Origin of the sequence: Pseudomonas cerasi, from assembly GCF_027983475.1 — a bacterium.
Taxonomy (GTDB): domain Bacteria; phylum Pseudomonadota; class Gammaproteobacteria; order Pseudomonadales; family Pseudomonadaceae; genus Aquipseudomonas; species Aquipseudomonas cerasi.
In genome coordinates this window covers 1-20995 of sequence record NZ_JAQJVM010000002.1, presented here as the reverse complement: position 1 = coordinate 20995, position 20995 = coordinate 1, and the positions used below count along the sequence as shown (strand labels likewise).

17 protein-coding genes and 1 pseudogene are annotated in these 20995 nt (G+C 59.9%); 3 read left to right on the top strand and 15 right to left on the bottom strand.

Going from position 1 to position 20995, the window contains the following annotated elements; all coding sequences use genetic code 11:
* Positions 1 to 94: 94 nt before the first annotated feature.
* Complete coding sequence (locus PI739_RS09210; protein WP_003370588.1) at positions 95 to 703, top strand: LysE family translocator; 609 nt, start codon at positions 95 to 97, stop codon at positions 701 to 703.
* 21 nt (positions 704 to 724) lie between these two features.
* On the opposite strand, the gene ssuE is transcribed toward PI739_RS09210, so the two are convergent.
* The 13 genes and pseudogenes from ssuE to PI739_RS09145 form a co-directional block, all read right to left on the bottom strand.
* Entirely contained in the window at positions 725 to 1306 is a 582-nt protein-coding gene (gene ssuE, locus PI739_RS09205) for an NADPH-dependent FMN reductase (RefSeq protein WP_003436439.1), read from the bottom strand.
* 249 nt (positions 1307 to 1555) lie between these two features.
* Positions 1556 to 2644: a polysaccharide biosynthesis/export family protein gene (locus tag PI739_RS09200; protein ID WP_003436440.1), complete on the bottom strand. Its 1089-nt coding sequence runs from the start codon at positions 2642 to 2644 to the stop codon at positions 1556 to 1558.
* Between the two features lie 80 nt (positions 2645 to 2724).
* Positions 2725 to 4134, bottom strand: a complete 1410-nt coding sequence (locus PI739_RS09195; RefSeq protein ID WP_058397920.1) for an undecaprenyl-phosphate glucose phosphotransferase — start codon at positions 4132 to 4134, stop codon at positions 2725 to 2727.
* Between the two features lie 13 nt (positions 4135 to 4147).
* Positions 4148 to 5377, bottom strand: a pseudogene (locus PI739_RS09190) (glycosyltransferase family 4 protein).
* A 73-nt stretch (positions 5378 to 5450) separates the two neighbouring features.
* The gene (locus tag PI739_RS09185; RefSeq protein WP_099266223.1) at positions 5451 to 6566 is read right to left on the bottom strand and encodes a glycosyltransferase family 4 protein; all 1116 of its coding nucleotides are present in this window, start codon (positions 6564 to 6566) and stop codon (positions 5451 to 5453) included.
* Positions 6567 to 6651: 85 nt separating this feature from the next.
* Entirely contained in the window at positions 6652 to 7857 is a 1206-nt protein-coding gene (locus PI739_RS09180; protein ID WP_099266222.1) for a glycosyltransferase family 4 protein, read from the bottom strand.
* Positions 7854 to 8855, bottom strand: a complete 1002-nt coding sequence (locus PI739_RS09175; RefSeq protein WP_099266221.1) for a glycosyltransferase — start codon at positions 8853 to 8855, stop codon at positions 7854 to 7856. Before PI739_RS09175 ends, PI739_RS09180 begins: the two co-directional genes overlap by 4 nt.
* Positions 8856 to 8939: 84 nt before the next feature.
* Positions 8940 to 9452 carry a transcription/translation regulatory transformer protein RfaH gene (rfaH, locus tag PI739_RS09170; RefSeq protein WP_054081640.1) on the bottom strand — a complete coding sequence of 171 codons (513 nt, stop codon included), beginning with the start codon at positions 9450 to 9452 and terminating at the stop codon, positions 8940 to 8942.
* A gap of 52 nt (positions 9453 to 9504) precedes the next feature.
* Positions 9505 to 11712 carry a polysaccharide biosynthesis tyrosine autokinase gene (locus PI739_RS09165; protein ID WP_271351759.1) on the bottom strand — a complete coding sequence of 736 codons (2208 nt, stop codon included), beginning with the start codon at positions 11710 to 11712 and terminating at the stop codon, positions 9505 to 9507.
* Entirely contained in the window at positions 11713 to 12165 is a 453-nt protein-coding gene (locus PI739_RS09160) for a low molecular weight protein-tyrosine-phosphatase (RefSeq protein WP_003370610.1), read from the bottom strand.
* Positions 12155 to 13090 carry a glycosyltransferase family 2 protein gene (locus PI739_RS09155; protein ID WP_240880209.1) on the bottom strand — a complete coding sequence of 312 codons (936 nt, stop codon included), beginning with the start codon at positions 13088 to 13090 and terminating at the stop codon, positions 12155 to 12157. Before PI739_RS09155 ends, PI739_RS09160 begins: the two co-directional genes overlap by 11 nt.
* 3 nt (positions 13091 to 13093) lie before the next feature.
* The gene (locus PI739_RS09150) at positions 13094 to 14608 is read right to left on the bottom strand and encodes a lipopolysaccharide biosynthesis protein (RefSeq protein ID WP_240880210.1); all 1515 of its coding nucleotides are present in this window, start codon (positions 14606 to 14608) and stop codon (positions 13094 to 13096) included.
* Between the two features lie 5 nt (positions 14609 to 14613).
* Complete coding sequence (locus PI739_RS09145) at positions 14614 to 15729, bottom strand: DegT/DnrJ/EryC1/StrS family aminotransferase (protein ID WP_122266625.1); 1116 nt, start codon at positions 15727 to 15729, stop codon at positions 14614 to 14616.
* Between the two features lie 666 nt (positions 15730 to 16395).
* Here PI739_RS09145 and PI739_RS09140 point away from each other — a divergent pair.
* Positions 16396 to 17589 carry a cysteine desulfurase family protein gene (locus PI739_RS09140; protein WP_072366950.1) on the top strand — a complete coding sequence of 398 codons (1194 nt, stop codon included), beginning with the start codon at positions 16396 to 16398 and terminating at the stop codon, positions 17587 to 17589.
* Positions 17590 to 17646: 57 nt separating this feature from the next.
* Positions 17647 to 19455, top strand: coding sequence for an aminopeptidase P family protein (locus PI739_RS09135; protein WP_003436469.1), 1809 nt, complete (start codon positions 17647 to 17649; stop codon positions 19453 to 19455).
* A 24-nt stretch (positions 19456 to 19479) separates the two neighbouring features.
* Here the strand turns inward: PI739_RS09135 and PI739_RS09130 are convergent, their stop codons facing one another.
* Complete coding sequence (locus PI739_RS09130; protein WP_003370625.1) at positions 19480 to 19794, bottom strand: hypothetical protein; 315 nt, start codon at positions 19792 to 19794, stop codon at positions 19480 to 19482.
* 166 nt (positions 19795 to 19960) lie between these two features.
* Complete coding sequence (gene rhtA / locus PI739_RS09125) at positions 19961 to 20848, bottom strand: threonine/homoserine exporter RhtA (RefSeq protein ID WP_003370628.1); 888 nt, start codon at positions 20846 to 20848, stop codon at positions 19961 to 19963.
* Positions 20849 to 20995 lie beyond the last annotated feature (147 nt).

Here is a 20995-nt window from a genome sequence, read left to right as displayed (position 1 = left end):
ACTGTACTGCTGCAATTGGCCTTTAACTGTCCGTGTGTTTCCTGCACCGCCTTCGATAGGGTGAGTACCTGACTCACTGATCCGGACAGGCAGCATGTTTCTCTCTTTCGATTTGCTTCTGGCGTTCACGCTCTTCGCGTTCGTCACCTCCATTACTCCCGGCCCCAACAACATGATGCTGCTGGCCTCGGGCGTGAATTTCGGTTTCAGTCGCACCCTGCCGCACATGCTGGGTATCAGTGTCGGTTTTTTCGTTCTGGTGCTGGCCGTCGGTTTCGGTCTGGGCAGTGTATTCAAGGCCTGGCCGGTTCTCTACACCATCCTGCGCTACGTGGGCGCTGCCTACCTTCTGTACCTGGCCTGGAAAATCGCCACGTCGGGGCCCGCGTCCGATAAGGTCGACAGCCAGGGCAAGCCGCTGAGTTTCATGAGCGCCGCGCTCTTTCAATGGGTCAATCCCAAGGCCTGGATCATGGCGATCGGCGCGATCAGCACCTACACCCCCATGCAGGGCTACTTCTACAATGTGCTGGTGATTTCGGCAGTGTTTGCGCTGATCAACCTGCCCAGCGTGGGCGTCTGGGCAGGCTTTGGCAGTTTGCTGCGCAACGTTCTGCGCGATCCGCTCGGGTTACGTATTTTCAACGGCGTGATGGCAGCGCTGTTGGTGGCCTCGTTGTATCCGCTGTTTATCGAGCATTGATGCCGAGGCTATTCCGCGGATCTACAACGCCAGTTGCAAATGCCCGCCAGCCTGCTTGTGACGCGCCTGCAAGCGGCGTTGCAGGCCGTGGTGGAAATGTTCCAGCCCTTCATGCAGGCGCTCGGTGAGAACTTCGTCCAGCGTACCGCCTTGTTCGTTGTCGTCGTAGCTGACCTGGGTATCGATGGCGAAGATGCCGTGCAGCACTTCTTGCGACTTGAGCGCCGACAGCACCGGTTTGAGCGCGTAATCCACGGCCAGCATGTGCGCGATACTGCCGCCGGTGGCCAGCGGCAAGACCACTTTGCCATGCAGCGCGCGCTCGGGCAGCACGTCGAGCAGGGTTTTCAGTGCGCCGGAAAATGACGCCTTGTACACCGGCGTACCAATCAGCAGGCCATCGGCCTGGCTGACCGCTTCGATCAATTCCAGCACCTGGGGGCTGTCGAAACGGGCGAAAAGCAGGTCTTCTGCATTGAAGTCGCGTATGCGCAATGTGGTAACTTCAACGCCGTGGCTCTGCAGCCAGCGGCTGGCGTGGGCCAGCACAACGCCGGAACGGGATTTTGGGGAGGGGCTGCCTGAAAGTGAAACGACGCGCATGTGGGATGTCCTTGCGATAAGCGTAAACCTGCAAAGCAGCTTATGTGCCAGCCTCTTTGTGTGGCTGGCTATGGCCCGCAGCTATTGGGTCTGCGTGTATTGCATGCAGGGGGAGAGAGTTCGCCGCGCTGATGCAAAAGCCGTCAACTGTTGAACAGCTGTTGCTCTGGCAACAGTCTGGCGCGGTGTGACAGGCAAAAAAATCCCTGCACAACCGCGTGCAGGGAGATGGGCGAACGGCCGTCCGGGTCAGTTGCGAAAGGCCGCACCGGTCTGTATCACACTGGCCGAGCCGAGCAACTGGCTGATGAAGCGGCTCCAGCGGGTGATATCGGCAGGGCCGACGAACACCACATCCTGCGCCTTGAGCTCGAACTGCCCCGCCAGCAGGTAGGCGGTGGGCTTTTTCGCATTGAGGTGGTAGACGGTGGAAGGCGCCTGGGCAAAGTTTTCCGCACCGCGTATGACGTACACCGCATCGCCGTCTGCGCTGTCCGGGCTGAGGCCGCCGGAGTTTCCCAGCGCTTCGAGCAGGGTCAGGCGGGTGGTGCCGAACGAGATCACCTGAGGGTTACGGACCTCGCCCAGCACGTAGATCTTGTTTCGCGAGTTGCTGTTCAGGTGCAGGTAATCGCCGTTCTTGAGGAAGATCCGGCTCAGTTGCGAGTCCCGGCGGTTCAGCGAGTCGATGTCGATCAGGTAATCCTTGCCCTCCCGGCGCAGGGTCAGCCCGGCCAGGTTGGCGTCGGTCAGGTCGACGCCGGCGACACTCACCGCCTGCACCAGGCTCAACGGAATATTGGTAATCGGTTGCGGGCCTGGGACCTTGAAAGAACCGGACAACAGTATTCGCTGGCTGTTGTAGCGCAGCACTTTGACGTCGACCTTGACCTCGGTGTATTGCGGCGCCAGGCCCATGCGCAACTGCTCACGAACCTCGCTGACCGTTCTGCCACTCGCGCGGATTCTGCCTACATAGGGGAAGTAGAGCGTGCCGTCGTTGAGCACTTCCCGGGTGTTGGCATCCAGTTGGTCCTGTGAGCCCGGCGCGGTCAGTTCGGGGTGTTCGAACACGGTGACCAGCAAGGTATCGCCAGCACCGATCACGTATTCCGGAGTTCTGTAGTCCAGCAGCGCCTGCGGCAGGGCCTTGGCCTCTGCGGTGGCGCGCAGTTGCTGTTGCTGCAGGGTTTTCGGGGTCACCTCGATCAACTGTGCCCGGGGCTCGTCAGGTTTGTCGAGGGTGACGTCATCCGGCGTCATATGTTGCCCCGGCGCGAATGCACAGCCTTGCAGCGCCAGACTGACCAGCAGTAACGCAGTAACGCTTCGATTCATGACGTTTTTCCTTTCATGGGATTGCTCCGTTCGTGTTGCGTACCGAGGGTGTTGGGTGTGTGCTCGGGGCAGCGCCGGCATCAGAAGGCGTTCTTGTTGACGAACCCCTTGAGCAGCGTCAGCAGAATGATTTTCAGGTCCAGCCAGATCGACCAGTGCTCGATGTAGTCCAGGTCGAATTCGACGCGCATGCGCATCTTGTCCAGCGTGTCGGTTTCGCCGCGCCAGCCGTTGATCTGCGCCCAGCCGGTGATGCCGGGCTTGACCTTGTGGCGCAACATGTAGCCGCTGACCTGCCCGCGGTACTGCTCGTTGTGGGCAATGGCATGGGGGCGAGGGCCGACGATGGACATGTCGCCGTGCAGCACATTGAAGAACTGCGGCAGTTCATCCAGCGACGTGCGTCGCAAAAAACGGCCCAGCGGCGTTACCCGCGCGTCGTTGCGCGTCGCCTGAAGCACCCCGTCGGTGTTCTCCTGGACGCGCATGCTGCGAAATTTCCAGACCATGATCGAGCGGCCGTCCAGCCCGTAGCGGCGCTGGCGGAACAGCACCGGGCCGGTCGAGGTGAGCTTGATGGCTGCCGCGATGGTCAGCAGCGGCACAGCGATCAGCAACAGAATCAGGCTCGACAGCACGATGTCTTCGGCACGTTTGGCCAGGCTCCAGGCACCGTCCATGGGCGAGTCGAAAATGCTGATGCTGGCCAGGCCGTTGATGCTTTCACTGCGCGCATGCAGCAGGTCGAACATGAACACATCCGGAATCAGGTACACCGAGGCGGTGGTGTCGCTCAGGCCGGTAATCAACTCGCGCAGTTGCGGTTCGGCGCTGAAGGCGAGGGTGATGTACACCTTGTCGATCCGGCCTGCGCGGGCATCGTCGATCAACTGCTGCAGATCACCCAATACTGGCGGGCGGCGCTTGTGCGCCTGCAGATTCATCTGCTGCGGGTGCGTGTCGTAAAAGCCCAGCAGGATCAGGCCCATCCAGGGCGCCAGGGCGATGGACCGGGCCAGCCGCTCGCCGACCTGCCCGGTGCCGACGATCGCCACCCGACGCGTGTTGAAGCCACGCCGACGCAGCGTGTGCAGGGCTAGACGAATCAGCAGCCGGTAGCCGCACAGCACGGCGAGTGCCAGCGCAAACCACCTCATCTGGCCGTTATCGGGCAATTGCGTCTGGTTGAGCAGCAGGCTGTTCAGCGACAGCAGGGTGATGAAGGTCATCGCCCAGTAACTGAAGACCTTGGTCAGCTCGCGCAGAATGCGCTCGCCGCGCCATGAGCCATACAACTGGTGGTACTCGCTGACCCAGTGAAAGACCAGTACCGCGAGGAAAATATGCGACCAGGCCTCTGTGCTGTCGGTGACCGTCAGCCCGGTTTGCCAGTAACCGATCAGCACGATGACGGTCAGGTCCAGCAAGCGATGGGCGAGCGAAAGCGCTGACTGGTGGGCACGCAGAATGCCGCGGACTGAAGTACGCATGGGAAGGGCTCGCTCAGACGGTTTTCAGGGAGACAACACGGCCCGGCAGTTCGCTGCCCAGGCCAGGCGATGCCTGGGCGACCCATGGCGACTGAGGCAGGCGCGCCAGATGGATCCCGCTTGAGACGGTCAGACGGTCCTCGACGAAGGCCTTGACCTCCTGCTCGAAGCGCGCCACCGAAAACCGCTCGGCATTGGCCCGGCAGGCCTCGGAAGAGATGCGTGATTGCGCTGCTTCGAATTCGCCGATGGCGGCGATCAGTGATGCGATCGTTTGCTGTCGGTAGAACACGCCGGTCGGTTGCGGGTGATCCAAGCCGTGCACGGTCTCCATGACGCCGCCCTTGGCGAAGGCGATGACCGGCGTGCCGCAGGCCTGGGCCTCGACCGGGCTGATGCCGAAGTCCTCCTCGGCGGCAAAGACAAACGCTTTGGCGCTGCGCATGTGCTCGAGCAGCACGTTACCTGGCTGAAAACCCAGCAGCGTCACGTTGCTCACCTGGCTGGCAATGGCCTGCGCCTTGGCCAGGTCCGGTCCGTCGCCGATCATGATCAGGCGTTTGTCAGGCATCGCGGCGAAGGCTTCGACGATCATCGGCATGCGTTTGTAAGGCACCATCCGCGAGGCGCAGAGGTAGAAGTCCCCACGCGCGCCTTGGGCGGTGAAGCCGAGCGTGTCCACGGGCGGGTAGATGACGGTGGAGTCGCGTCGATAGGCCTTGCTGATGCGCGCACCGATAAACCCGGAATTGGCGATGAAGGCATCCACACCGGTCGACGTGCGCTGGTCCCACAGGCGAATGTAATGCAGGATCAGACGTGCCAGACCACCCTTGATGCCCTTGTTCATCCCTGACTCCTGAAGGTACTGGTGCTGCAAGTCCCAGGCCTAGCGGATCGGCGAGTGCACATAACTGATGTGCAATTGGTCCGGGCCGCACAGCACGCCCTTGGCCACTGCGTGGCTGCTGCTGATGATCAGGTCATAACCGGACAGATCCAGTTGCTCGATGGCCAGCGGCATCAGCGGCAGGTAGCGCGCATAGTGTTTGCGGGCGCCGGGCAGCTTCTGGATAAACGTCGTTCTGGCGACCTTGCCGTGCAGGTGCGCGCGGTCCTGATCGCTGAGGAAGTCGATGACGGCAAACAGGTCCGCAGCGGGCCAGACGTTGATCAGTGATGCAAGCACGCGCTCGGCACCGGCGTAACTCACCAGCCAGTCGTGGACGATAGCGATTTTCATGGGCGTTCCTTGCTGTAATGGCCCGCGCTACTGCGGACGCGACGGCGCGCATCCTGGCGTTGCTGTTGTGGAGTCAGGGTTTGCCGGTGGACGATTCGGCGGTGACGTCCAGTCTGCTTTGCTGCGCGGGGTCGGACGCCAGCAACGTGTCGATGCGCTGGGAAAGGCGCTGCGCGGAAAGCGCCCAGGAAAAGCGCTGCACGTTTTGCAGGCCTTGTACACGCAGGGCGTTGCGCAAGGACGCATCCAGCAGAATGCGCTGCATGGCTGCGGCCATGTGGCTGACGTCCAGCGGGTCGAAATACAGAGCACTGCCTTGCAGAACCTCGGGGATCGATGCGGCATTGGCCGCCAGCACCGGGCAGCCGCAGGCCTGGGCTTCGAGCGGCGGGATGCCGAAGCCCTCGTAAAGCGAAGGGAACACGAACGCGGTCGCGCCCTGATATTGCTCGATCAATTCGGCATCACTGAGACGACCCAGAAAACGGATACGCGGGTCACGGCAGGCGAGGTGCTGCAGGTTCGGGTCGGCGAACAGCGCGCTGGCTGCGCCGACAATGTGCAGTTGCAGATCCGTGTGGCCACGCAGGCTGAGAAAGGCCTGAATCATGCGTCTGAAATTCTTGTGCACGGCCGGTGAGGATACGGCCAGCAGGTAGTTCGGCTGACCTACAGCGGTCGACCCCGGGATGAAATCGTCGCTGACCGCAGCCGGTACGACGAGCACCTTGTCTTCTGCGTAGCCATAGAACGAGGATATTTCTTTGCGCGAAAAGTGGCTGCCGGTGATCAGCGTTTTGGCGCGCGACAGCAGGACCGGGGTGATGGTCCGATAGGCCAGCCGGAACAGCCGGGTGTAACTTTGCGGGTAGCGCACATAGTTGATGTCGTGGTGAGTCGCAATCTGGTTGCCATACAGCATGGGCCCGGTGTTGCTGATCGAGATCAGCAGCGGACTGCCCCGACGTTTCAGGTACAGCGGCAGGTCGATCTGCTCCCACGCATGCCCGGTGGAGCGCCCGATGCAGTGCGCCTCCAATGCGCTGGCGCAGTCATGCCGTCTGATGTTGTGCGGGGTAACGAATAGCAGATCGTCGCGCAGTCGCTTCAGCGCTCGACACATCTGCTCTGCGTAGCGCTGTACACCACTGATGTCCTGGGTAAGAAACCGTGCATTGATGAAAATCATCTTGAGCATCCTGCTGATGAAGGTGAGCTGATGGGTGCCAAACCGTGTCCGTGATGTCGTCAAAGGGGGGGCGATTGCGCCCGTGCTAAGTGCTGCGGTCCTGCAAGGTCTGGGCAAAAATGCTTTCGTACTGGTCCAGCATCAGGTCCAGATTCATCAACGACGCCACGCTGCTGCGTGCCTGGCTGCCAAGGCGTGCCAGCAGTTCGGGCTGCTGATGCAGCCTGAGCATCGCCAGCCCCAGTGAGTCAGGATCATCGGGGCTGCACAGCAAGCCATTGAGCGGTTCCTGAATGATTTCCGTGAGCCCGCCCATGCGGCTGGCGATGACCGGCAGCGAGTGCGCGCATGCCTCGACCGCGACCATGCCGAACGGCTCATTCCACAGGGAAGGCACAATCGCCACATCGATCTGGCGATAGAAGTTCTCGGGTCTCTGAAAACCGACGAAACTGATGTCGGTGGACGTGACCATGGCTTTGAAGCGCTTTTCGTCAGTCGACTGTCCGCGCCCGGCAATCTGCAGGGTGGCTTTGAACGGCAGGCGCTGGAACTGCTCGATCAGCCACTCCAGCCCCTTGTTGGTCGACAGGGTGCCCAGGTAACCGAAACGCAACGGTGCGTTATCGACAAGTGCCTTGGGCTGCTCGCGAAGCGCTGGCGTAAACGGGCTGGCGTTATGCACCACATAGCCTCTGGCATGCTTGAAATAATCCTGCTCCCGCAGCGTGTCGAGCATGAAGCGGCTGACACCGACCACCGCGCTGACCTGTTCCGACTGTTGTGCATGCTGGCTGCGCAACCGTGTGCACGTCGTGCAGCGGCGCTGACAGCTTTTGCCCTTTCTGAACATCGTGCTTGCCGGGCACAGCAAGTAAAAGTCGTGCAGCACCTGCACGATCGGGCAATTGGCCTGGGTGATCTGGTCCCATGCCGAGACCGACCAGCCCGTCAGGTTATGGCACACCACCAGTTCTGGCTGCTCCAGCTCCATCACGCGCTCCACGTACTCACGCATGCCTGCGTTGTAGCGATCGCGCCAGTGCCAGGCAAAGCGCGCCAGACGGCCCGGACGCTGGGCGATGAAGTGCCAATAACGGTTAAGCAGGCCGGCTCGATAGACCTTGACCCGGTTGACCTCCGCCAGTTGTAAGCCAGGCCGGTCAGTGGTGGCCAAAACCGCGACGCTGTGCCCGCGCTGCTGCAATCCCTCGACGGTACGTTGCAGAATGATTTCTGCGCCGCCGCCGATATCGGGCGCGTAGAGGCTGTTGATGAAAAGGATTTTCATAGCGGGTAGGCCCTGTTCAGGCCCAGCCTGCCGGCTTCGCCCTCGCGAATGGCGTCGTTGAGCAGGTCCAGACGCTGCGCTGCGCCACAGCGCCAGGCATACAGGTTCAGCAGGCAGAGAAAAACCCAGCGATTGAGCCGATAGCTGATTGGGGAGGCCGCCCAGACATGTTTGTCGAACCAGGCCTGATTGCGCGCTGCGTAGTAGGCGCGCAGATCCGATCCGCCCAGCAGGTAGCTTTCATAGACATTGTGGGTACGTGCCTTGATGTTCCAGGAGTCTTCCAGATCGTCCAGCCGCGCATCGGGCACCAGAAACAGCTTTCCGCCACCGTCGGTGATGCGCCAGGTGTATTCGCTGTCATCGCTGTACAGCTTGAGAGCATCCAACGGCAGGCCGATCTTTTGGTAAAGGCTGCGATGGGCAAGCAGCCCGCCGTAAGTGGCAAAAGGCAGTTGCACGCGTTCCGGCATCAGCCGGGTCGCATCGGGCTTTCCCCACGGCAGGCGTCGCCAGATCTTGTACGGCAACTGTGCGATGTGAAAGCCGAAGAAGCTTGAGCGCCGCTGGATCGCATATTGCAGCGGCACACCTGCGGCGATGTCGGCTTGATGCGTGGGGCGAAAGCCGAGCACCGCGCAGTTGTCCTGGCCGTCGATGAGTTGTCGTTCACGCAAGGATCGATGCAATGCCTCGATGGCATGCGCGGTCGGTGCGTTATCGTCGTCCATCAGCCAGATGCAGTCGTCTCCGGTTTGCAGCGCGGCGTTAATGCCCACCGAGTAGCCATTGGCCGAGCCGGTGTTGTGCGGCAGCCAGATCACCTGAACCCGATCGGGCCACTCATCGCGCAACGCTTGCAGCGGCGCGGTGGAAGCATTGCTGACAACGATCACACGGCCAATCAGCGGGCTTTCCAGCGAGCGGCTGATCAGGGTGTGCAAATAGCTGAAACGGTCACCATAGGTGAGCGTCACCAGGGTGGTCTGGCGCGGCATGGTGCGATTCCGAGGCTGGTGAAACAGGCGTGCGACGCATGCTTTCAGCACACGTCGTGCGGCAGGTTGCGGCGGGTTCGAGCGCTAGGCGCTCGCCTCGATTCGCGACAGGCTGCTGATCGGCAACACCACTTTTTGCTGACGTTGCAGCATATTGAGCAGGATCACCGCGCGCTGCGCGCCATCCTCACTCAGAAAGATGGCCTCGACTTCACCCCAGCTGGCATGGGTGATCAGCACCGCGTCCCCTTGGGTAAACTGTGTTTTCGGCGCGGGTGTGGCGAGTCGTTGGCGGATCTGCTCGATCAGATGATCCCGAACCGGGACCGGATGACCACCGAAAGTCACGATGCGCGAGACGCCGCGGGTGGAGCGAATCGGGTACCAGTTGTCCTGCACCTGATCCATGTGAATGAACAGATAACCGGGGAACAAGGCCTCGCCGGCCTGAACCCTGGTGCCGGGTTTTTTTGCATCGGCCTGTAACGGTCGATAGCACTCGAACTGCTGACGCCGCAAATGTTCTTCGGCGCGGGCTTCCTGCCGTGGTTTGGTCTGGATCAGGTACCAGCGGACATCCTGGTCGGAGTGGGACATGGTTAATTCCTTTTAAATGAAACAGCTCGGTCAGCGGCAAGCAGCGCCCCGGCTATCGGGGCGCGGGGTGGTAGTTGTAGCCGTAGGCGGCGCAGTCGTAGTCGGAGGTCGTGGCCTTGCGCACCACCGCGTTGAAAATGGCGCCCTTGATCAGAATTCCGTTCTGACCCAGACGGCGTTTGCTGGCTTCGATTTCCTGGACGGTGGTCATGCCAAAGCGCGCCACCAGCAGGCAAGTGCCCGCCTGACGGCCCACCAGCGTCGCGTCGGTCACGGCCAGGATGGGCGGGGTGTCGATCAGAATCAGGTCATACAGCGGCGACAGTTCGGCAAGCATCTTGTGGAAGTTGTCATGCATCAGCAGCTCCGAGGGGTTGGGCGCGGCGAAACCACAGGAGATGAAATCCAGATGCCGGACACGGGTGCTGTTGATGACCTCGGTACAGCGCAGACGCGCCGCCAGTGTGTCGGACAGCCCGTGTTTGGGTTGCAGACCGAAGAGGCGATGCAGGTAGCCTTTGCGCATGTCGGCATCGATCAGCAGGACCCGTTTGCCGGTCTGGGCAATGATGGTCGCCAGATTGCTCGACACAAAAGACTTGCCGGCACCCGGTGTCGGGCTGGAGATCATCAGCACGTTGTTGCGCGCTTCAAGCATGGCGAAGTGCAGGCTTGTGCGCAGGCTGCGCAATGACTCGATCGCCAGCTCGGCGGGCGCGGCAATGCTCAGCAACTTCGACTCCTGGCCGGCATGGTCGCGCTTGTCCAGATGCTCCTGTTGGCGCGAGTGCGGCAGCGACGCGTAGACCGGCATGCCCAGATTTTCAATGCTCTCGGCGCTTTCGATGCCGCGATAGAACGCCTGGCGCACGAAAACCATGGTCATCGCGACCAGCGCGCCGAGCAGCGTGGCAATCAGCACGATCAGTGTTTTCATCGGTTTGACGGGTCTTTCGACATTGGTGTCGGCGTTATCGATGACCCGTACGTTGCCGATGTTGCCGGCGCGCAGAATGTCCTGCTCCTGGCTTTTGTTGAGCATCAGTGTGTAGGTCTGGCTGATGACCTGCATATCACGGGTCAGGCGCAACAACTCCTGCTGGGTCATGGGCAGCGCGTCGATTTTTTTCAGCAGGCCCTGGCGCTGTTGTTCCAGCTGGTTCATCTGGCTCATCAGGCTGCGATAGGTCGGGTGCTCGCGGGTATACAGCCGTTCCAGTTCGACGCGTTTGAGTTTCAGTTCCGATAGCATTGAGTCGAGACTGACTACCTGGTCAAGCACCCCCTTGGTTTCGATACTCAGGTCCACCGACCGGGCGCTGGTCTGGAAGGTATTCAGTGCGGTTTCCGATTCTTCGAGCTGCTTGCGTACGGCGGGTAACTGCGAGCGCAAAAACTGCAGTCGCTGGGCGGCTTCGGCAGAACTGCGCTCGATGTTCTGGCGTACATACAGATGGCTGACTTCATCAAGAATCCGGTTGGCCCGTTGCGCATCCTGGTCCTCGATCGACAGGTAGATGATCCCCGAATCCCTGCCGGCCTCGGCGATCTTCAGGCGGTTCTGATAGATCAGCGCGGTGCTGAGTGTGCGCTGTCTGGAGACAGTGAAATCGGTACCGGGCCGGGCCTGCAACGTAGCGACCTGAATCTTGATTCCGTGGCCTTCGACCACGCGATTGATCGCCCCGCCGAGCAGCAGATTGTGTTCGCTATCGTAGAGCGAGAACTGGCCGGGTTTGCCTGCGGTCAGGGTGAGTTTTTCACCCAGCAGGTGCTCTGGCACTTCCAGTTGGAACACCTCTATTTTTTCGCCGCCCCACGCATATTGGGTCAGGCCGAATAAAGGCTGCGCCAGTTCACCGTCGCGTGCGGGCTTGAAGGTGCGATACAGATAAGGACCGATCACAGGAAACAAATCAGGTGTCTGGAGCCTATTGAGCTTCAGATCGTCGACGACCTTGCCCAGCAGCGCGCGGGACTTGATCAACTCGATCTCGGTGGTCGCCTGCGACACCGAGAGTGGCTTGGCACTGACTTCCGGCGTACCCTCGATGCCGATTTTTCGGGGTTCTATCTGAATCATGGCGGTGGCCTGATACACCGGCGTGGCCAGAATGGCGTAGCCCAGGCCGAGCAGAAAAAACAGGCCGACGGTCCACAGGATCAGGGTTTTGTGATCGAACAGCATCCGCAGGACCGTTGCCAGATCAATCCGGGAGTCCGCTTGGAAATTCAGGGAAGGATGGTTCATGACGGTCATTTATCCTGGTGCTCCTGACTGAAAATGGGGAAGCCAGTCGTCGATGCAGCGTGAGAGCTGCGCGTAGGTCTGTTCGAAGGCTGACGCAGGCCGCCGGTAAGGGTCGGTGATGTCGAGCGGGTCCTGCCATTTACCGATCAGAAACGCTTTGCCGCGCACTTCGGGGGCCAGTTCGAGGACGTTGGAAAAATGCGCCTGCTCCATCAGCAGGATCAGGTCGGCCTCGCGCAGCAGCTCGCGATTCACTTGGCGAGCGGCATGCCGCCGAGGCTGCACCCGGTGCGACTGCAGCACCGCATGTGCCGTCGGGTCGATCGACGAACCCGATAGCGCGGCGATGCCTGCCGACTGGATACGCACCTGAGTGGCCTTCAGGCGTTCATGCAGCATCGCGACCGCCATCGGGCTGCGGCAAACGTTGCCGACGCACAACACCAGCACACTACTGAACATGAGCGTTGCCAGTGTCCGGCAACAGGCGCCTGCGCAGATTGCCGATCACGTTGCCTGCCACCTTCCACACCGTCTGCAGCTTGTGGCGGGGGGCGAGTGCGGCCAGCGACAGGCACACCGTCTGCATCAGGAAATGCTGGTACAGCGGCTGATTGCCCAGGCGGTTGTAATAGTTGGCCAGGCTTGAGCAGGTCTGCAGGTTCATGTGCAACTTGCGTTTGTCACTGCGCATCGAGAACACCCCGCCAGGGTGCATGCGATAGGCGGCCGGCTTGATCCCGGCCATGAACTTGCCCTTGCCGTAGGCCCCCAGCAACGACCACCAGCACATATCGTTCAACGGCGCGCTGCACAGGCTCAATTCGGGCGGCATCTGGCTGAACACATTGCGAAAACAGACAGTCAGGGTCGAGAGGCGTCTCGCTTTTTGCAACTCCAGCGCCGAGGCATCGGCGCGCAGATGACCTTGCAACTGCACGCCATACTGCCCGTGCTCATCGAAGACGAACGCATCGTGATAAGTGATGACGTAATCCGGATGAGCTTCGAGAAAGTCCACTTGCAGCTGCAGTTTTTGCGGATCGGTCCAGTAGTCATCGGCTTCGCAGTAGGCGATGTAGCGACCGCGTGCTTCGCCAAACAGGCCCGGGACGCACGCGCTGCCCTGACTGTACTGATTGACCTGTTGATAGAAGGCCCGAATGATCGTCGGATACCGCTCGGCGTAGTGCGCAATGATGCGCGCGGTGCCGTCGGTGGAGGCGTCGTCGTTGATCAGGATTTCGTACCTGAAATCGGTCTGCTGTGCCAAAAGCCCGTCCAGCGTCTGAGCGATGAAGCCCTCTTGATTGTAGGCGGGGCATACGATGCTCAGCAGCGGCGGCGCCAGGCAGGTTTCGTCGGTATTCTTTACAGTGTCGTCCATGGCTCAAGTACTCGGTTTACTGAACAGAACATAGAGTTTCGATGCCAGCGGCCGGTGACTCGTCGCCACCAGTGTCAGGGTGACAAGCCCGCTGAGCGCGAGTGCCAGAAGCACGCTGATTCGGCTTTCACCGGCAATCAGATTGAAGACGGGGACGCTGACCACCAGGCCTGCAGCGCTCATCGCGCTGATCCGCAGAATGTCGCTCAACCACTGGCGATGAAGACCGGGGGCCAGGTGTCGATGCACGATGACTGGCCATATCGCGAAGGACGTCGCCCGCAGAAAAAACCACGCCAACGCCGCGCCGTACATGCCCTGGTAATGGATCGCCAGAACCATCACCGGCACGCTGACCAGCGTCGATATCAGGCTGTACCACAGGTGCAAATGCATCCGGCCATAGGCGTATTGCAAATAGAACTGAAAGGCACTGGCGGCCATGATGGCGCTGCCCAGCGCGTACCACCCCAGCACCGGGCGACTCCAGCGCGCGGCAACCGGATCGCCGGTCCAGGCGAGGATCAACGGCTCTGCATACAGGGCAATGACCGCAGCCAGCGGGAATAAAAAGGTACAGGCGAGGCGATTGGCGGCCAGAAACAGGGCGTGCATATCGTCGCGTCGCCCTTCGGCCATCAACACGGTCAGGCGCGGCAGCAGCGTCTGGACCAGCGGGTTGGTCAGCATCACGATGCCGGTAGTGATCAACGCCACCAATGAGAAATAGCCGTACTGGTCCAGCGGCAGCAGATTCGACAAAAGAGCCTTGTCCACCTGAGTCAGCACGATCCACAGCACAGCACTCAGCGACAGGCTGGCGGCGAACGGCAGGATCGGCTTGATCAATGGCCAGTCCAGACCGGTCAGCCAATGCGGCGCAGGCATTTGCCCACGTGCCTTGCCGGCAAACAGCAGGGTTTCGATCAGCCCCACCGCCAGTTGAAATTCAAAGAAGTCCCGTGGGTCCCGGGAAAACTGACTGACCAGCACCAGGCCACCGAAGTAGCGCAACGTCGCGATCGACACATTGGCGGCGTTGAGCCAGGCATGTTGTTCAAGACCCTGAATCGCGCTTTTGTACAGCGTCGAACACAGGCGCAGGGCAATGATGATGCCCATCAAGGTGATGCAATGGGTCAGCGTGTCGGGTTGTAGCGTGTTTGCGTTCAGCCAGTGCGCGGCGATCCAGGGGCTGAGGACACCGACAAGCAGGGCGCTGAACATTGCCAATGGCAGAAAGATCAGTTCGAACGAGCGCAGCAGACGACCCAGGTGTTGTTTACGTGCTGGAGTGTCTCGCGCATGCGCCACCGCACGTACCAGGCTGGGCGACAGGCCGACATCCAGCAATTGCAGCCAGGCCTGCAGCAGGGTGAAGAAACCGATCAGGCCGTACGCTTCGGCGCCCAGGTGGCCCAGATAGAACGGCATGATCAGAATTCCGATCAGCAGTACGTAAGCCTGCCCGCTGTAATTCAGGAGGGTGTTGCGAATGAGGGAGTGTTTGCTCGGCATGATCGTCAGCAGACCTGTGCAACCGTGCAAGCCCGATAGTCAGTCTCGCTGCAGGCTTCGATCAGGGTGCGGATGACCAGGTCCTGCTCGCTTCTCAGCAGACCGGGATAGATCGGCAGGCACAGCACTCGCTCGCTCAACGCTCTGGAGACTGGCTGGCCGGGTTGTGGCTGCAGGTATTCAAGGGTATCCAGTGAAGGGTAGAAGTAGCGGCGAGGGTTGATCTTGTGCTGGTTGAGTGCCGTGCGCACGCCCAGCAATTGTTGCTCGTCGCGCAGGGCCACGGGGTAATAGCTGTGATTAAGCTGGCTATCGGCCTGGGGTGTCTGCAGATCCAGATAATCTTGCAGCGACGAAGTGTAGTGGTCGGCTATCTCCGCGCGCGCTTCGAGAATATTGCCGATGTTGTCGAGAATGCACAGCCCCATGGCGGCGGAGAACTCATTGAGCTTGGCGTTTATGCCGAGGCCATCGATCCGGTCGACGCCGGAAATGCCGAAGTTGCACATCAGATGGGCCTGTCTGGCCAGCTCGTCATCGTTGGTGATGATCGCGCCACCTTCAATGGTGTGAAACAGCTTGGTGGCATGGAAGCTCAAGGTACTGATGTCGCCGTGATTGAGCACCGACTGGCCTGCGTGACGCACGGCGAATGCGTGTGCGCCGTCATAGACGACCTTGAGCTTGTGCTTGCGGGCTATTTGCTCGATGGCTTGCACGTCGCAAGGATTGCCGAACACGTGGGTGGCGACGATCGCCGTGGTGTCTTCGGTAATGCTGTTTTCGATGTGGTTGGGCGAGATGTTCCAGGTGTGCGCATCGATGTCGGCAAAGATGGGCCGAATGCCTTCCCATTGCAGCGAGCTGCTGGTCGCGACAAAACTGAATGGCGTAGTCACTGCGCTGCCGCTCAGCCCCAGCGCCCGATAGGCCACTTGCAGGGCCAGGGTGCCGTTGTTGGTCAGAATAATGTGCCTGACGCCCAGGTAGTCCTTGAGTCGGTCCGTCAGCTCCCTGGCCAGCGGCCCGTGATTGGTCAGCCAGCCACGTGCGTAGATGCCTTCGACATAGCGTTTGAACTGGTCGATATCACCCAGGTACGTCTTGGTCACGTTAATCATCGAAGCCTCCATGTTTCTATGAATCAGTGCGTTGCCAAGCGGGTGACCGGGCATCCGTTGCAGACGTACGTTGATTGCCGGGCACGCTACCGCCGAACCGGTCGATCCAGTCAGGGAGCCGTTTACCGAGCATCAACGCATAAGCGTCGAGTGGGTCGCATTGCAACAGGCAACGCTACCGCCACACCGAACGCATTCAGCATTTAAAAAAGGAATGGAGAGTCAACAGGCATCCGCCAGCGCCGGATAAGCGCCGTGGAAATAACTGACAGGGTGAGACGGGACAGCAGTCAACTTCGGCTGATTATTCCGACGCTATGCTCTGCGGCATGTGCGTAAAACCGGAGTGTGCCTGACGGTCCTATATATCGGTGGCGGCAGGGTATCTGTCAAATTATTTCGTCAGGTTTCTGTTAGATTTTTGATAAATGGTAGATTGGATAATCTAAAGTATTGATTTATAAGACTGTCAAAAAAATATCATCTTTCGATGTGTATTTAATGACACAGACTGCCGCCTCAGTCGGGCGTGCAGAGATCAACAGACTTTACGATGGCCAATTTCTTTATATTCTATTTTTGTCTATATAAATATTAATTGATAATTTTTAGTTCTATTTGATTTCGTGCATGATCCTCTTCATGGTCTGTGAACGAGGAGCGCGCATGAACGAGCCAGTGCTGTATTTCGATTACGCCGCCACCACCCCTGTGGACGAGCGCGTTATCAGAGTGATGGTCGATTGCCTGGGGGTGTCAGGCAACTTCGGCAATCCGGCCTCCAGCTCCCATTCGTTCGGCCAGAAGGCCCGCCTTGCAGTGGAGCTTGCCCGTGAGCAGGTTGCGCATCTGGTGGGTGCGCAAGCCTCGCAGATCATCTGGACTTCCGGCGCGACCGAGTCCAGCAATCTGGCACTCAAGGGGGTGGCTCAGGAGCGTGCCAAGCGCCAGGCAGCCGTCGCCGGAGGCAAACCCGGTCATATCATCACCAGCCTGATCGAGCACAAGGCTACCCTCGACACCGCCCGTCAACTTGAGCAGGAGGGCGTCGAGGTCACCTGGCTGGCGCCGGACAGCGAGGGCCTGATCAGTGCCGATGCCGTCAGTGCAGCCTTGCGTGACGATACATTTCTGGTCTCGCTGATGCTGGTCAATAACGAACTGGGTACCGTTAACGACATCGCCGAAATCGGCAGACGCGTACGGGGGCACGGGGCGCTGTTGCATGTCGACGCTGCACAGGGCGCTGGCAAGCTGCCAATCGACCTCAGCCAGCTCGCGGTAGATTTGATGTCGCTCTCGGCACACAAAATCTACGGGCCCAAGGGCATCGGCGCTTTGTACGTCGGTCCGCGTGCGCAGCAGCGTGTTCTCGCCCAGATACATGGGGGAGGGCACGAATGTGGCTTACGCTCGGGGACACTGGCAACGCATCAGATTGCCGGAATGGGCGCGGCCTTTGCCTTGGCGGCAGAGGTGCTCGAAGGTGAGGTGGTTGAAATACAGCGGCTGAGCGATCTTCTTTGTAAACGCCTGGCCGGGATTCCCGGGGTATGTATCAACGGCAGTCCCACACAGCGGATTGCCCACACACTCAGTTTTACGTTCACCCATAACGATCTGGACGTCGCCGCGCTGGGTGAGAGCCTCGCCTTTTCGTCCACTTCCGCCTGCAACTCGGCGAAAAACCTGCCGTCGCATGTCCTGCTGGCCCTTGGGCTGAGCCCGCAGGCCGCCAGCCAGACCATACGCCTGAGTCTGGGGCGCTTCACTCGCGAGCAGGACATAGCGCGCGCGGCTGACTCGATTCGCGCCTCTCTGATTCAGCCAGCGTTCTGGGCGGTTGCTCAGGCTCGATGAGTGCTCCATTATCTGAACCGGTGAAAGCAGTCAATTTCCGGGTCAGCAGGAGAGTCAATGAGTACGCAATCCAATGCCAGTTCAGACGTGGCAGAACGTTTGGCGCAAACCCGCGCCTTGATGAGCAGGGAGCGCATCGATGCCTATCTGGTGCCGTCAGCGGATCCGCACCTCTCCGAATACCTGCCCGGCTATTGGCAGGGGCGCCAGTGGCTGTCGGGTTTTCACGGCTCGGTCGGTACGCTGATCATCACCCAGGATTTCGCCGGCATATGGGCTGACAGCCGCTATTGGGAACAGGCCTCCAAAGAGCTGGCTGGCAGCGGCATCGAATTGGTGAAGCTGATGCCCGGCCAACAAGGCCCGCTCGAATGGCTGGCAGATGAAGCCAAGGCAGAGAGCGTGGTTGCCGTTGATGGGGCGGTTCTGGCCGTTGCCTCTTCGCGGACATTGGCAAGCAAGCTCTACGAACGTGGTGCGCGGCTGCGAACCGATATCGACCTGCTCACCGAGCTGTGGCAGGACCGCCCCGCGTTGCCGTCTCACCCGATTTACGAGCATTTGCCTCCCCAGGCGTCACTGGACCGTAACGAAAAACTCGCGCGGGTTCGTCAGATTATCGTCGAGCGAAAAGCTGACTGGCATTTCATCGCCACACTGGACGACATCGCCTGGCTGTTCAATCTGCGTGGCGCAGACGTTTCCTACAATCCGGTGTTCATCGCATTTGCCTTGATCGGTCCGCAAAGCGTCACGCTGTTCGTGGACTCGAAGAAAGTACCGGACTCGGTACGTGCGCGCCTGGAGCGCGACGGTATCAACCTCATGGAATACACGCAGATTGGCGCCGCCTTGCGCGAACTGCCTAAGGACGCGCGACTGCTGGTCGATCCGGCGCGGGTTACCTGCGGGCTGCTCGATTACCTGGACAGCGAGGTCACGCTGGTTGAAGGGCTCAACCCCAGCACGTTGCTGAAATCGCAAAAAACCGAGACCGATACGGCCCACATCCGTCAGGCCATGGAGCAGGACGGCGCCGCGCTCTGCGAGTTCTTCGCCTGGCTGGACAGTGCGCTGGGGCGAGAGCCTGTCAGCGAACTGACCATTGATGAAAAGCTCACTCAGGCACGCGAGCGACGTCCGGGTTATGTCTCGCCCAGCTTTGCCACCATTGCGGGATTCAACGCCAATGGCGCGATGCCGCATTACCGCGCGACCGAGGCGGAGCATGCGCGGATAGAAGGCGACGGTTTGCTGCTGATCGATTCGGGCGGGCAGTACCTTGGTGGTACCACCGACATCACGCGCATGGTGGCGATCGGAACACCGAGCGCTGAACAGAAACAGGACTGTACTCGCGTGCTCAAGGGTGTGATCGCGCTATCGCGTGCGCACTTTCCCAAGGGTATTCAGTCGCCGCTGCTGGACGCAATTGCCCGAGCGCCTATCTGGAGTGAGGGTGTCAATTACGGCCATGGCACCGGGCACGGTGTGGGGTATTTCCTGAATGTGCACGAGGGGCCGCAGGTCATTGCCTATCAGGCACCTGCAACGCCGCAGACGGCCATGCTGCCGGGCATGATCACGTCCATCGAGCCGGGTACTTACCGGCCTGGGCGCTGGGGAGTGCGTATCGAAAACCTGGTGATCAACCAGGAAGCCGGCAAAACCGAGTTCGGCGAGTTTTTGCGCTTCGAAACGCTGACCCTGTGCCCGATCGACACCCGTTGCCTTGAGGTGTCGATGTTGAACGCAGAAGAACGCACTTGGCTGAATGACTACCATGTGCAGGTTCTGACGCGCTTGAGCCCGTTGCTGCAGGGCACTGCGCTGCTGTGGCTGCAGGCCCGGACGATTCCTGTCTGATCAAGCTTTCGCGTTGCCGCAGGCTCAGTCCTGCGGTAACGGTTCAGCCAGTGGTGCAGCTTTCCTGCAGACGATGATCATGCTGCGGCTGGTGTAACCCGCCGGGTTCAGGCCGAACGGATAGTCTTCGGGCTCCTCGGTGGCATCGCCGGACTTGGCGATCACCTTGAATGTTCTCGACGCGCAGGAGTTGGTAGCCAGTTCGTAGCATTTTGCCCAGGACGAGGTGAGGCCTGAGCAGTTGATGTGGATGCCTCGCTTGCTTTGCGTGACGGGTTTGGACGTGGCTGCACAACCTGCCACAGCCAAGATGGCCAATACGACAAAAATGTATTTCATTCCTTTCCTTAGCGGGCCATTGCTGATCGCGATCCATCCGATTGACTGGACCATGAGTCTTTTGAACTGTAACGCATAGCCACCGAAGATAAATCGGTCAGGTACAAACATGGCGCATGCGCGTAACAAATGCTAGTGCCATATGGCTTCTTGATGCGTGGTAAGTTCAGTCGGCCGGTACCAATTGAGGTTTGCTGTTTGCAGAGCCAAGGGTTGCGCCGATGGACGCGAAGATGATTGCGCCGATCGCCAGCCATTGAGTCAGTGAAAGGCTTTCATGGAGAAACACCAGGCCTGAAAGCGCGGCGAAGACGGGTTCCAGGCTTGCCAGCGTGCCGAATGTACGCGCTGACATCCGCGTCAGGGCAATCATCTCCAGGCTATAGGGCAGGGCGGTCGAGAGGATGGCGACACCCAATGCTGCGGGTATCAGTGAAATATCCAGTAACGCAGAGCCTGCGTGTATCACGCCTATTGGCCCTATGAACAGCGCGGCAATCACAACGCCAAGCGCTGCTGTCTGCACACCATTGTCGGCGCCGGCCTTGTGACCGAACACGATGTATGCGGCCCAGCACACGCCTGCGCCCAAAGCATAGCCGGCACCGAGCAGATCAATTGCGGCAGCTGAGGTCCCCAGCGGGATCAACAACAGCAGGCCGATGACTGCCAGAGTCACCCAGAGAAAATCAATGGGCTTGCGGGAAGACAGCAAAGCCACAGCCAGCGGACCGGTGAATTCCAGCGCTACTGCAATCCCCAGGGGCACTGTCTGCAACGACATATAGAAGAGAAGGTTCATGCAACCCAGCGCAATGCCGTAGATCACGACGGTGCGTAACGACTTAGCTGTCAGATTCGCCCGCCATGGTCGCAGGACGGCAACCAGAATAAGGCTGGCAAATACCAGTCTCAGGGTCGTGGTGCCTTGCGCGCCCACGACAGGGAAAAGACTCTTTGCCAGCGATGCGCCGCTTTGAATGGAGATCATGGCGATCATCAGCAGCCCCAGAGGGAACAGGGCAGAGGCTATGTTGCGGGATTTCTCAGACATTTCAGATGTACATCCTGGGTGTGATCCGGGCAAAGGTAATGATGCATGATGCGGAATAATCAAACGTTGGGCAATATATTGCGCAAGGCGCGCGTGCTCTTCTATATAGGTAATCACGAAATGGTCAATTTCGGCGATTTTGAAATT

Bases quoted from the DNA above. Each gene is read 5' to 3' on its own strand.
- PI739_RS09195 (WP_058397920.1), bottom strand. From the start codon at position 4,134: ATGCGTACTTCAGTCCGCGGCATTCTGCGTGCCCACCAGTCAGCGCTT.
- PI739_RS09150 (WP_240880210.1), bottom strand. From the start codon at position 14,608: ATGCCGAGCAAACACTCCCTCATTCGCAACACCCTCCTGAATTACAGC.
- PI739_RS09210 (WP_003370588.1), top strand. From the start codon at position 95: ATGTTTCTCTCTTTCGATTTGCTTCTGGCGTTCACGCTCTTCGCGTTC.
- ssuE (WP_003436439.1), bottom strand. From the start codon at position 1,306: ATGCGCGTCGTTTCACTTTCAGGCAGCCCCTCCCCAAAATCCCGTTCC.
- PI739_RS09200 (WP_003436440.1), bottom strand. From the start codon at position 2,644: ATGAATCGAAGCGTTACTGCGTTACTGCTGGTCAGTCTGGCGCTGCAA.
- PI739_RS09160 (WP_003370610.1), bottom strand. From the start codon at position 12,165: ATGTTCAGTAGTGTGCTGGTGTTGTGCGTCGGCAACGTTTGCCGCAGC.
- PI739_RS09185 (WP_099266223.1), bottom strand. From the start codon at position 6,566: ATGATTTTCATCAATGCACGGTTTCTTACCCAGGACATCAGTGGTGTA.
- PI739_RS09130 (WP_003370625.1), bottom strand. From the start codon at position 19,794: ATGAAATACATTTTTGTCGTATTGGCCATCTTGGCTGTGGCAGGTTGT.
- PI739_RS09165 (WP_271351759.1), bottom strand. From the start codon at position 11,712: ATGACCGTCATGAACCATCCTTCCCTGAATTTCCAAGCGGACTCCCGG.
- PI739_RS09155 (WP_240880209.1), bottom strand. From the start codon at position 13,090: ATGGACGACACTGTAAAGAATACCGACGAAACCTGCCTGGCGCCGCCG.
- PI739_RS09180 (WP_099266222.1), bottom strand. From the start codon at position 7,857: ATGAAAATCCTTTTCATCAACAGCCTCTACGCGCCCGATATCGGCGGC.
- rhtA (WP_003370628.1), bottom strand. From the start codon at position 20,848: ATGTCTGAGAAATCCCGCAACATAGCCTCTGCCCTGTTCCCTCTGGGG.
- PI739_RS09145 (WP_122266625.1), bottom strand. From the start codon at position 15,729: ATGATTAACGTGACCAAGACGTACCTGGGTGATATCGACCAGTTCAAA.
- PI739_RS09135 (WP_003436469.1), top strand. From the start codon at position 17,647: ATGAGTACGCAATCCAATGCCAGTTCAGACGTGGCAGAACGTTTGGCG.
- PI739_RS09140 (WP_072366950.1), top strand. From the start codon at position 16,396: ATGAACGAGCCAGTGCTGTATTTCGATTACGCCGCCACCACCCCTGTG.
- rfaH (WP_054081640.1), bottom strand. From the start codon at position 9,452: ATGTCCCACTCCGACCAGGATGTCCGCTGGTACCTGATCCAGACCAAA.
- PI739_RS09175 (WP_099266221.1), bottom strand. From the start codon at position 8,855: ATGCCGCGCCAGACCACCCTGGTGACGCTCACCTATGGTGACCGTTTC.